Annotated in this window: 13 protein-coding genes; 6 read left to right on the top strand and 7 right to left on the bottom strand. The window is 70.7% G+C overall.

The features are described 5' to 3' along the window. The 4 genes from VIM19_12915 to VIM19_12900 all read left to right on the top strand — a co-directional run. A partial coding sequence (locus tag VIM19_12915; GenBank protein HEY5185777.1) for an FAD-dependent oxidoreductase occupies positions 1-878 on the top strand: 878 nt, incomplete at its 5' end. Positions 879-1,147: 269 nt separating this feature from the next. Further along, on the top strand, positions 1,148-1,483 hold the full coding sequence (locus tag VIM19_12910; GenBank protein HEY5185776.1) for an FAD-dependent oxidoreductase: 336 nt from the start codon (positions 1,148-1,150) through the stop codon (positions 1,481-1,483). 53 nt (positions 1,484-1,536) lie between these two features. Beyond that, complete coding sequence (locus tag VIM19_12905; GenBank protein HEY5185775.1) at positions 1,537-2,169, top strand: hypothetical protein; 633 nt, start codon at positions 1,537-1,539, stop codon at positions 2,167-2,169. 141 nt (positions 2,170-2,310) lie between these two features. Further along, on the top strand, positions 2,311-2,907 hold the full coding sequence (locus tag VIM19_12900) for a GAP family protein (protein ID HEY5185774.1): 597 nt from the start codon (positions 2,311-2,313) through the stop codon (positions 2,905-2,907). A 7-nt stretch (positions 2,908-2,914) separates the two neighbouring features. Here VIM19_12900 and VIM19_12895 read toward each other — a convergent pair whose 3' ends face one another. After that, complete coding sequence (locus VIM19_12895; GenBank protein ID HEY5185773.1) at positions 2,915-3,415, bottom strand: NUDIX hydrolase; 501 nt, start codon at positions 3,413-3,415, stop codon at positions 2,915-2,917. A 49-nt stretch (positions 3,416-3,464) separates the two neighbouring features. Beyond that, positions 3,465-3,896: a hypothetical protein gene (locus VIM19_12890; protein HEY5185772.1), complete on the bottom strand. Its 432-nt coding sequence runs from the start codon at positions 3,894-3,896 to the stop codon at positions 3,465-3,467. A gap of 184 nt (positions 3,897-4,080) precedes the next feature. On the opposite strand from VIM19_12890, the gene VIM19_12885 reads away from it, so the two are divergent. Both VIM19_12885 and VIM19_12880 read left to right on the top strand, forming a co-directional pair. After that, complete coding sequence (locus VIM19_12885) at positions 4,081-7,476, top strand: BTAD domain-containing putative transcriptional regulator (GenBank protein ID HEY5185771.1); 3,396 nt, start codon at positions 4,081-4,083, stop codon at positions 7,474-7,476. Between the two features lie 132 nt (positions 7,477-7,608). Beyond that, a complete protein-coding gene (locus tag VIM19_12880; protein ID HEY5185770.1) occupies positions 7,609-7,881 on the top strand; it encodes a DUF4242 domain-containing protein in 273 nt (90 codons plus the stop codon). A gap of 72 nt (positions 7,882-7,953) precedes the next feature. On the opposite strand, the gene ftcD is transcribed toward VIM19_12880, so the two are convergent. The 5 genes from ftcD to VIM19_12855 form a co-directional block, all read right to left on the bottom strand. Then, entirely contained in the window at positions 7,954-9,468 is a 1,515-nt protein-coding gene (ftcD, locus tag VIM19_12875; protein ID HEY5185769.1) for a glutamate formimidoyltransferase, read from the bottom strand. A gap of 286 nt (positions 9,469-9,754) precedes the next feature. Further along, positions 9,755-10,093 (bottom strand): hypothetical protein, encoded by a 339-nt coding sequence (locus VIM19_12870; GenBank protein HEY5185768.1) that lies wholly within the window; start codon positions 10,091-10,093, stop codon positions 9,755-9,757. Positions 10,094-10,334: 241 nt separating this feature from the next. Next, positions 10,335-10,568: a hypothetical protein gene (locus VIM19_12865; protein ID HEY5185767.1), complete on the bottom strand. Its 234-nt coding sequence runs from the start codon at positions 10,566-10,568 to the stop codon at positions 10,335-10,337. Continuing rightward, a complete protein-coding gene (locus VIM19_12860) occupies positions 10,565-10,768 on the bottom strand; it encodes a hypothetical protein (protein ID HEY5185766.1) in 204 nt (67 codons plus the stop codon). Before VIM19_12860 ends, VIM19_12865 begins: the two co-directional genes overlap by 4 nt. Positions 10,769-10,792: 24 nt before the next feature. Then, positions 10,793-11,212: alpha/beta fold hydrolase (locus VIM19_12855; protein HEY5185765.1), on the bottom strand; the 420-nt coding region annotated here is incomplete at its 5' end.

The raw sequence follows: 11,212 nt of genomic DNA, 5'->3' as shown, positions 1-11,212 counted from the left end.
CGGTGTTCCGCCCCATGAGGGCGTCGGCGGCGAGCCGCAACCAGCCCAGGATCGCCATCGTCGGGGGCGGCCTGGCCGGGCTGCGGGCCGCCCACGTGCTCTGGACGAAGTTTGGCTGGACGTCGACGGTCTACGAGGCCGGCGCGGACGTCGGGGGACGCTGCGAGACCCAGCGCGGGTACTGGGCCAACGGGATGGTCGCCGAAATGCACGGCGAGTACATCTCGTCCCAGCACACCGCGATGCTCGACCTGGTGAAGGACCTCAACCTGAAGCTCGACGACACCCGCGCGTACGCACCCGGCACCGTCGACACCTACTGGGTGAACGGAGCCCGGTACTCGCAGGCCCAGCTCGACGCCGCCTGGCAGGCGTGGGGGTGGTCACTGTTCAACAACGGGATCAAGGCGGCCCCCTGGCCGCAGAGCTACAACACCTTCACCGCCACGGGGTACGCGTGGGACCACCGGAACGTCCCGCAGTGGATCGACCGGCACCTTCCCGGCGGCACCAGCGGTGACTTCGGGGCAATGTGCCTGCAGAACGTGATCGACGAGTACGGAGGCGACCCGGCTGACCAGTCCGCCCTCAACCTGTCGCTGATCCTCGGGTACTACGACAGCGCGAACGGCCGCGGCCTGCAGCCGAAGGCCGAGCCGTATCTGGCCGGCACCGACGAACGCTGGCACGTCACCGGGGGCAACGACCAGGTCGTGCGCGGGATGGTCGCCCAGCTGCCCGCAGACACGATCCAGACGGGTCAGGCGCTGGTCGCGCTGACAGCCAACATCGACGGCACGTACGCGCTGACCCTGCAGAAGCGGGGCCGCAACGAAGCAGCTGATCGCCGACAGTGTGATCCTCGCGCTTCCGTTTAGGACCCTTCGGAACGTGGACCTCACCAGGGCCGGCCTGTCTCCGCTGAAGATGACTGCCATCAGGACCCTGGGCATGGGGACGAACGGCAAGGTCATGCTGCAGATCAACGGAGAAGCCTTGGGTCACGGACGGCTTCACGGGGACGACGTACCAGGACCACGGGTTCATCAGCTCTGGGTGGCAGATGGCGCAAGGCCCCGCAAGCGGCGGGTACACGGGACCCGTGTCGCTGTGAACGGCCTTCCCCGGCGGCACCGACCCGCAGCAGATCATCAGCAGCTACGGACTGAAGGACGACTCGGGAGCTCCACCGGCGCGCCTCGTACGCGACCTGCTGCGGCAGCTGGAGCCCGTGCTGCCGGGCGTGACCGACGCCTACAGCGGGGCGGCGTGGTACGACTTCGCCCTCCTCGACCCGTTCATCGGTGGCGGCTACTCCTACTGGCGGGTGGGCCAGTACACGGGGTTCTCCGGCTACGAAGGAGTGCCGGAGGGCCGAATCCACTTCGCCGGCGAACACACGACCCAGGACTTCCAGGGGTTCATGGAGGGTGCGGTGCTCAGCGGCGAGCGGGCCGCGTCCGAAGTGCACTCGAACGGCTGACCCACCCGACCCGGCTCGCGGCGCGTCCTGCCTGGGGAAACCACCCCCGATGGATGAGGCGACGGACGCAGGTCCCCGGTGAGATGGTGCGCGTGGCCAACGCACCGGGTCCACGGCATGGTGAGCGTCGGCTGCCGATGGCGCTCGCGGTCCTGGCCGCCGCGGGCCTGTACCTGTTCGTCCCCGCGCAGTTCCGCATCTGGGGGGCCTTTCAGATCGGCTACCCCGCGTTCCTGATGGTGCTCCTCGCCATCCTCATCGTCGGCGACCCAGGACGGATCGACCAGGACAGTCGCTGGCTGCGCGTCACCACCGGCGTCATGGTGGCCATCATCACCCTGGGCACCGCCGTAAGCGCCGTCCGGCTGGTGCTCGGCATCCTGCGAAAGGCGACATTCGCCAACCCGGGAGAGCTGTTGACCATCGGGGTGATCGTCTGGGCTACCAACATCATCGCGTTCGCGCTGTGGTACTGGCTGCTCGACGCCGGCGGCCCCGCGGCGCGGGCGAACGGGCGCACCGACGTGCGGTCGGCATTCCGGTTCCCGGAGCAGGACATCCCCGAGCTGGCCGACTTCGGCTGGTACCCGCAGTTCGTCGACTACCTGGCGCTGTCCTTCAACACGTCCACCGCTTTCAGCCCGGCCGACGTCTCCGCGATCCGGCACGGTCGAAGCTGTGGCTGATCGCCCAGGCCGCGGTGTCGCTCACGCTGGTGATCCTCGTGGTCGCTCGCGCCGTCAACGTCTTGTGAACTGAGGGTTCCCGGTGGATCCTGCCTCGCTGCTCACCCTGGCTCTGCTGGCGCTCTTCCTCGCCGTCCAGCCGTGGTCCGTGCTCGCAGCGGTGCTGCTGGTGACGCGCGCGGAGGGCTGACGAAGGAGCTCGCCTTCGTCGGTGGCTGGGTCGCCGCCCTCGCCGTGGTCGCCGTGGCCACCGTGCTGCTGTACCCGAGCGTGCCCAAGACCTCGACGGCCAGCCAGACCCACGCGGCCGTGGAGCTGGTCGCCGGGCTGTTCCTGGCCGGCTGGCTGCTGAGGCGCTGGCGCCACCCCAAGGACGCCGGGACCGACAGCCAGCCGTCGTGGATGGCCAGGCTGGACACCATGCCACCGCTGTTGACCTTCGGCCTGGGCGCGTTCCTGCCGACGTACGCGGTCGTCGTCGCCGCCGTCTCCCAGATGCTGACCAGCGGGCTGACGCAGGCGAGCCTGCTGGTCGCCGCGCTCGCGTGGGTGCTCCTCGCGTCGGCCGGCGTCGCGGCGCCACTGCTGGTGCTCGTGATCGACCGTGACCACGCGCCCGAGACCTACCAGCGCTGGCGGGCGTGGATCACCGTACACAGCCGGGCCGTCCTGTACGGGGTGGGCGGCTTCGTGTCCCTCGCGCTGGTCATCAAGGGCGTGGTCGGGCTGTTGAGCTGACCCGCGGTCAGCGGACCCGCTTGCCGTCCTCCAGGTACAGCAGGCGGCGAGGCTTCTTGGTGGCCTTGGTGGCGGCCTTGACCCGGCGCCGGACCGGACCGCTGAGCAGCGACAGGGCCTCGCCGACGGGGACCAGCCGGTGCTCGGAGATCTCCTCGGCCTGCAGGACGACGCCGTCCAGGATGTCGTCGTCCAGCCGGCCGCAGTCGAAGAGGAACCGGATGCCTCCGGGGCGGTCCGGCCGGGGTCGCAGGAAGTCCACGCACACCAGCCGGCCGTGCTCGACGACCAGGCCGGTCTCCTCGCGGGTCTCCCGCCGGCAGGCCTCCCAGGGCGTCTCCCCGTCCGCCTCGACGATGCCGCCAGGGATCGTCCAGCCCCCCTTGTAGGTGGGGTTGAGGATCAGCAGTCGTCCCCTGCGATCCCAGATCATCGCGCCGGCTGAGGCCGGGACCCTCGGCAGGATGCCCTCGTCAGCGACGGACTCGCGCCTTCCGCCTGAGCCCACACCCACGTGAATCCCCCATACGTGCCCGCCGAGCGAAGATGACCGCAGGCTACCGGTGGCCACCCTGTCCGCGAGTGACGCCCAGCGCGCGCCCCGAGGCGTCAGCGAGCGAGCCGCGGGTGCCGTGCACGAGCAGCGCGTCGTCGGACGGCGGCACGACGGTCGCGGACTGGACCCCGGCCGCGTGCAGCAGGTGCCCGCTGCCCGTCACGACAGTCAGGCCGGATCCGTGCGCCGACTCCGCAGCGTCCGACCGGGAGGCCGACACAGAGCCGACCACGGCGGCGGAGGCCTGCGACGACTCGTGGACGCGGTAGCCGATGCCTGCGGCGACGCAGACGACCGCCAAGGTCACCGTGCCCGCCAGGATCCACGCGACGGTGCGGCGGGCGGGACGTGGCGTCACGGACGGAATCGTCGGGGTCGAAGGGGCGGTGACCGGGCGGGTGTCGATCGGGCTGTGGGTCGTGGTGCTGGCCATGAGGGGCTCCTCTCGGGTGGCCACCGGTCGGCGGCGCACCCCAGACGTTGGCCACTCCTCCTGGCAACGCCCTGGAACGCCACAGGCGAGAACTCCCGGTACGGCTGCAAGTGGCCCGCAGCGACGCAATCTGGGGAGTTCTCCCCTGACGGGCGCACAGGGAGGCTTCCTACCGTCGACTGCCATGGAGATCTGGGCTCTGGGGACGCTCGAGGTCAGCCACGACGGCCACTCGGTCGACGTTCGTGGCCCCCTCCCACGTCGGCTGCTGACCTTGCTGGCACTCGCTCCCGGCCGCGAGGTCAGCGCCGACCGGCTCGTCGACGGGCTGTGGGGCGAGGCCCCCCCAGCGGCAGCCGCGGCCACCCTCCAGTCTCACGTGGCACGGCTTCGCCGTGACCTGCCTGTGCCCGATCTCGTGCGGACCGGCCGGCACGGGTACGTGCTCGACGTCGCCGCGGACAGCGTGGACACGCACGTGTTCGAGCGCGAGGTCGCCCTCGGCCGCAAGGCGCTCGCCGAGGGCCGCGCCGACGAGGCGAGCACCCTGCTGACCGAGGCGCTGCGGCTGTGGCGAGGGACGCCCTACACCGAGTTCCCCGACTGCGAGCTGCTGGAAGCCGAGGCCCAGCGGCTCGGCGCGCTGCGCCTGGACGGCCTGGAGAGTCGCCTCGCGGCCGACCTGCGCAGACCCGGCTGCGCCCCGCCGGTGGCGGAGCTCGAGGCTTTGGTGCGCTGGCATCCCAAGAGGGAGTCGTTCTGGGCGCTGCTCATGGCGGCCCTGTACCGCACCGGGCGCCAGGCGGACGCCCTGGCGTCCTACCAGCGCGCCCGGACGACGCTGGCTGAGGAGCTCGGGGTCGACCCCGGCCCCGCGCTGCAGGAGCTCGAGCGGCTGATCCTCGCGCAGGACCCCTCGCTGGAGATCTCCGGCATGTCGACTCTGTTGCAGACAGGCAACGACGGCCGCTCCTATGCTGACCGGGTGGCGCTCGTGGAGAGGGCCTCGCTTCTCGAGGCACTCACGGAACTGCACGACGAGACGCTCGCCGGATCCGGGCGGCTCGTACTCGTGCACGGCGAGGCCGGCGTCGGGAAGACCGCGCTGGTGCGCGAGTGGAGCGCGCGGGCAGCCACCCGACCGCGAGTGCTCTGGGGCGCGTGTGACCCGCTCTCTTCACCCCGACCGCTCGGTCCGCTCGTCGACGTCGCGCCGTCGCTCGACCCTCGAGTCGGCGACTTGCTGCGCTCCAGCGAGCGCGACGGGCTGTTCGAGGCAACGCTCGCCGCCCTGGAGGACGCCGGCCCGGCCGTGCTGGTGATCGAGGACCTGCACTGGGCCGACATGTCCACCCTGGACCTCGTCCGCTTCCTGGCCCGCCGCGTCGGCGACACCCACCTGTTGATCGTGGCGACCTTCCGCGACGACCAGCTGCAGAGCGCCGACGCGCTATGGGTCATGGTCGGCGATGTCGCTCCGCAGCCCGACGCACGCCGTCTTGCGGTCCCACCGTTGTCGCGGGAGGCGGTCGCCGACCTCGCGAGAGGCTCCGGCGTCGACGCGGAGGCCCTGTACGCCGAGACCGGCGGCAACGCGTTCTTCGTCACTGAGGTGATCGCGTCCGGCGGCGAACACCTGCCCCCGACGGTGCAGGACGCCGTACTCGCCCGGGTGCAGCGGCTGTCGCCGCGCGCCCGGCTGGCCCTGGAGTCGGCGGCGGTCATCGGCTCGCGCCTCGAGCCCTCACTCATCCATGCGATGCCCGACGTCGGTCCCGAGTCCGTGGACGAGTGCGTCAGCGCGGGCATGCTCCGCTTCGATGCGCCGACATACGCGTTCCGGCACGAGCTGGTCCGGCAGGCCGTGCTCTCGGGCATCACACCGGGACGGCTCGGAGCGCTGCACTGGCAGGTGCTCGACCGGCTGCGCTCGCTTCCCATGTCACCCCGCCCCTACGCGCGTCTGGCTGAGCACGCCGAGACGGCCGGCGATCCGCAGGCGATCCTCGAGTTCGCGATCGCGGCCGGCGACTCCGCGGCCAGCCTCGGGTCGCACCGCGAGGCCGCCTACCAGTACGGACGGGCCATGCCCTACACCGGCCTCCTGGGGGTCGACGCACGCATCGACCTGCTGTCCAAGCGGGCGCAGGAGTGCCAGACCTCCGATGACCACGACCACGCGATCGAGGCATGGGACCAGTCGCTCGAGCTGCTGCGCCCTGCGGGCAGGGACCTCGAGGTCGTCGACGCCCTGCTCGGCCTCGACGAGTCGTACTACACCATCGGCGACAACAGCCACGGCAGCGCATTCATCGACGAGGCGCTCGCCGTGCTGGAGGGGACGCCGCCCACCCGGCAGCTGGCGATGGCGCTCGCCCGGCGGGCCTCGCACCATCTGCGCGCATCGGAGGTGCCGCCGGCCCTGCCTTGGGCCGAGCGCGGCCTGGCCATGGGTGAGGAGGTCGGGGACTACGAGGTCGTCGCACGGGCGACGACCAACATCGGTCTCATCCACTTCCTCCGAGGCGACCACAGCGGCGGGCTGGAGCAGATGAAGGAGGGGCTGCGCATCGCCTTGGAGCACGACCTGGAGGACTGCGCCTCCCGGATCTTCCAGAGCGTGGCAGCGCTGACGTGGTACGACTTCGAGCTCGCCGAGGCGCTCGCCCTGCTGCAGGAGGCTGAGCGCTACACCGCCGAACGTGACCTGCACGGCCACCTGCTGTGCGTCCTGGCCACCGAGATCACCATGAAGCTCGACCTCGGCCGCTGGGACGAGGCGGTGGAGGAGGCGCACGACCTGCTGTACGTGCGCAACACCGGGCGGGCGAGCCGGATCGAGCCGCTGGTCGCCCTTGCCCTCATCGGTGCCCGTCGCGGCGACAGCGACGACGTCTGGCGCCACCTGGACGAGGCCCGCGACCACATCGCCAAGTCCCGGACGCTGGGCTACCAGGCGACCATCGCGTTGGCGCGCGGCGAGGTGCACCTGCTCGAGGGGGACGTCGAGGCGGTCCGGACGCATGTCCTCCCTTGGTACCTGGAGGCCCTCCGGCTGCAGGACGAGGAGTGGCTTCCTGACCTGGCGCTGCTCGTGTGGCGGTCGGGCCTGATCGACGCCCCACCTGACGGACTGCGGGAACCGGAGCTGCTGTCGATGGCCGGGCAGCACCGGGAGGCCGCCACCCTGTGGACGTCCTACGGAGCCCCGTACAAGGCAGCCTGGGCCCTGCTCGACAGCGACGACGAGGTCGACCTCCGAGAGGCCCGAGCCCGGTTCGCACAGCTCGGCGCGGCCGTGCTCGTCGAGCGATGCGACACCAAGCTGCGGTCGATCGGCGCACGGGTGCCGCGCGGAGCCCGAGCGAGCACTCGGGCCAACGTCGGTGGCCTCACCGACCGCGAGGTCGAGGTGCTCGACCTGCTCAACGAGGGCCTGCGCAACGCCGACATCGCCGCTCGGCTGCACCTGTCCGAGAAGACCGTTGGCCACCATGTCTCGTCGATCCTCACGAAGCTGGGTGTGTCGTCCCGGCTCGAGGCGGTGCGCCGGGCCCGCGACCTCGCCGCCGTCGGCTGACCTGCGCTCCCGGGATAGATAGGGATGCGGCGCCCACAACATGGGGATCGCTCCCGATGACCGTGGGTGACGCGTCTGGCTGACTGGTGGGAACGGACCAAGTCCCGGTCCCCGTGCACGAGGGAGAGACCGATGCCGCGCTACCTGGTCGAGCGTACGTTCCCTGACGGCCTGGAGATCCCGACGACGGACGACGGCGCGACAACGTGCCTCGGTGTCGTCGGCAACAACGCGAACGTTGGGGTGACCTGGGTCCACTCCTACGTCAGTGAGGACAAGCGCAAGACGTTCTGCATCTACGACGGGCCCGACCCCGACGCCATCCGCCGCGCGGCGACCAGCAACGGTCTCCCGGTCGACTCGATCTCGCCGGTCAGTGTGCTCGACCCGTACTTCTACCACTGACCTCGCCGGGCGCCTGCCGCATCCCCAACCGGCCAGACACGAGGCGCTCCCCGACCGAAGGAGTGGCTCTGCTCAGCCGATCGCCTCGTCCACGCGGGCGGTCGCCCCCTGGGCGGCCGCTCGCGTCGCCGCCACCAGCGCGGCTGCTTCGCTGAGAAGCGCAGCGCCCAGCGACGGGTCCGTCATCGATGCGACGTTGATGCGTACGTTGTACGCGGCTCCGCGGCAGGCGGCCTCGGCGAGCAGCGCGGCGACGCCGGAGTCGCTCACGGTGTTGGTGTTCCCCTTGGCCGCACAGGTGGCGGCCAGGCGGGCGACATCGTGGCAGGCCCGGGCCGTCTCGAGCGGGACCTGCGCGGCTTTGACCAGCGCCGCCTGGATCGCTTCCTCTCGCGCACCAGCGGACTCGCCGTCACCCGGACGCTTGTACGCCGCGCTCACCAAGGCGTAGGCGTCGGCGTCCTTCTGCACGAGCGCGCCCAGGCGATCGCCCAGGGCAGCCGCCTCGAGCGCCAGCGTCGTCATCTCCGCCTCGACTGCGGCGTACTTCTTGCGCCCGACCGTCAACCCGGCGACCAACTGCGCGAGCGCCGCCGCGAGCTGGCCGGCGAGCGCGCTCACGCTCCCCCCGCCCGGCACCGGTGCGCTGCCCGCGACACTCGCGACGAAGCCGCTCAGCGACTCGCCGCTCTGCGCCTCGCGAACCTTGCGCTCGAGGACCACGTCGGTGGTGAAGTCGGGCAGCCGGATGTGCCGGGCCGCCGCCTCGAAGAGCACCTTTTCCGGCACCAGGCCGACCAGCTCGCTCCTGGTGGGAGAGACTCCGCGCGCCTCCGCCTCGCTCCGTACGAAGTTGAAGACGCGTGACAGTGGGGTCTGGTCGGTGTCCACCAGGTTCATCGACACCTGCGCCTGCCCGTTGACCTCGAGCCCGAGCGCCTTGACATAGCGGAAACCGCCGCTCGACCCGCGCACCGCCTTCGCGACGTCCTTGGCGACCTGCAGGTTCTCGACGCCGCCAAGATAGACGTTGTACGCGACCAGGAACGGCCGAGCGCCGATGATGGTCGCGCCGGCCGTGGGGTGGACCGCGTTGGGGCCGAAGTCGGGGACCCGGTCCGCGTTGGTCCCGATCTCGGTGCGCGCCAGCTCGAACTCGCCACGGCGGACGTCGGCCAGGTTCTGCCGGTCCGGGCGGGTGGCGGCTCGCTCGTAGAGGAACACCGGGACACCGAGCTCGTGGCCGACCCGCTGGCCCAGCTCCCGGGCCAGCGCGATGCAGTCGTCCATCGTGGCGCCCTCGAGCGGGATGAACGGACACACGTCGGTGGCGCCGATCCGCGGATGCTCACCCTGGTGCGTGGTGAGGTCGATCAGCTCACGCGCCTTGGCGATGCCGTTGAAGGCCGCCTGCACCGCGACGGACGACGGAGCGACAAAGGTGACGACGGTCCGGTTGTGGCTCGGGTCGGACGACACGTCGAGGACGGTGACGTCAGCAACGCTGGCGATGGCGTCTCGAATGGCTGCGATGACCTCGGGGCGACGCCCCTCGGAGAAGTTGGGGACACACTCGACGAGTGGCACGTCGGCCACACTACAAGCCGGGCAGGGCATGGCGGTTCCGCGGTCGCCTTGGCAGCATGCCGCCATGCCGTTCTTCACCCCGTTGCCCGGGCCGAGCCGATCCTCCTGGCGCGCAACGACACCACGGACATCGCATGAGCGCGTCGACTCGCAGCGCCGGCGAGACGACGAAGCCGCCGTCGACACTGTTGGCACCCAGAGGTCGGGCGGCCCGGTGAGCGTGACCATCAGGTCCGTCCTCGAACGGCTTCGCAGGATCAAGGCTGATCGCTGCGACAGCAACGCCTCATGCCACACCCGGCGGACCAGCATGTGCCCGGCTGATGACGGACAGCCAGCGTTCCGCTTCCTGGGGAGTGCGCAGTCGCACCCAGCTGGCCTGCCGGTCGGCCGTGCTGGCGTCCTCGTAATAGCGGCGGTAGCCGTGGTGCTGGGTCCACGACCACAGGAGGATGTTCTGCCGCCTGTCGGGCCTGAGCAGTGACGTCCAGCTCTCCCGGTTGCCGTTCCACAGCTCACGCCGGAGCAGCACGCGACCCAGGGTTCGCCGGACGACGCGTGGGAAGACCACCCTCCTGGGGTAGTCCAGCCACACGTAGGTGTCCGGGTCGACCAGGTCGGCCACCCGGCTGCGGTAGTTGCCGTCGACGACCCATCCGCCCCGGGCGGCAGCATGCTCGTCACGTCCGCCCGGAACTCGTCCAACGGAGCCTCGGTCCGGCCGGCACGATGGCTGAGCGCGTCCAGCTCGACATGCGGCAGGTCCAGCCGGGTGGCCAGCCGTCGCGCCAGGCTGGTCTTGCCGGAGCCGCTGTTCCCCACGACGCAGATCCGGGTCTGCCCGCCATCGCGGCTTCCCCGGTCTGTCACAGGGACTGCAGGAAGCCGATCAACCCGGGGAAGTAGTGCTGCTGGTCGTCGAACTGGGAGAGGTGGCTGCCGTCGGGGCAGTGCAGGTAGGAGCCCCGGGGCAGCTGCTCGGACATCCACCGCATGTGCGCGGGGTCCATCGTGTCGTGGGTCGCGCCGATGACCAGCGTAGGCACGTCGATGTCCTTCAGGTCGCCCGAGCGGTCCCAGTCCTCGAGGGAGCCGCTCATCCCGGTCCCCGCATCGGCGCGAAGATCGCCGGGTTGATGTGGGCGAGCGACCGGACCACCGGGTCGGGCCACTCCCCCAGCGGCAGCCGGCAGACGTGCAGCGCGTAGTGGTGCTGCATGAGGAGCTCCTCGTACCGCGGGTCGTCGGTGGTGCCGTCAGCCTCGAACCGCTTGATCTCCGCCAGCACGTCCTGGTCCATGGCCGGCATGAGGACGTCGCTGGCCTACGCGTTGTAGAGGCGCGAGCTCGACATCATGTTGGAGATCACCAGGCCCTTGAGGTGCTCCCGGTGGTGGACGGCGTACTCCATGGCCAGCAGGCCGCCCCAGGACTGCCCGAGCAGCACGAAGTTGCTCGAGTCCAGGCCGAGCGCTCGCCGGACCTGCTCGACTTCGTCGACGAACCGGCCGAGGTCCCACAACGACGGGTCGTCCGGTTGGTCGCTGCGGAACGAGCCGAGCTGGTCGTAGTAGTAGTACTCGATCCCGGCCCCGGGGAACCAGACGTCGAAGCACTCGTAGAGCTCGTCGGTCGCCCCAGGACCCCCGTGCAGAAGCAGCACCTTGAGGTCGGGGTTGGTGCCCACCCGCTTCGTCCAGACCCGGAAGTCACCCGACGGCGTGCTGACCGGCACCATGCGCGA

The organism is Actinomycetes bacterium (assembly GCA_036510875.1).
Taxonomy (GTDB): Bacteria; Actinomycetota; Actinomycetes; order Prado026; family Prado026; genus DATCDE01.
Note: the sequence above shows the minus strand (reverse complement) of the source record. Positions and strands in the feature narration are given on the sequence as shown.

Bases quoted from the DNA above. Each gene is read 5' to 3' on its own strand.
- VIM19_12885 (HEY5185771.1), top strand. From the start codon at position 4,081: ATGGAGATCTGGGCTCTGGGGACGCTCGAGGTCAGCCACGACGGCCAC.
- VIM19_12890 (HEY5185772.1), bottom strand. From the start codon at position 3,896: ATGGCCAGCACCACGACCCACAGCCCGATCGACACCCGCCCGGTCACC.
- VIM19_12865 (HEY5185767.1), bottom strand. From the start codon at position 10,568: ATGAGCGGCTCCCTCGAGGACTGGGACCGCTCGGGCGACCTGAAGGAC.
- VIM19_12905 (HEY5185775.1), top strand. From the start codon at position 1,537: ATGAGGCGACGGACGCAGGTCCCCGGTGAGATGGTGCGCGTGGCCAAC.
- VIM19_12880 (HEY5185770.1), top strand. From the start codon at position 7,609: ATGCCGCGCTACCTGGTCGAGCGTACGTTCCCTGACGGCCTGGAGATC.
- VIM19_12860 (HEY5185766.1), bottom strand. From the start codon at position 10,768: ATGGACCAGGACGTGCTGGCGGAGATCAAGCGGTTCGAGGCTGACGGC.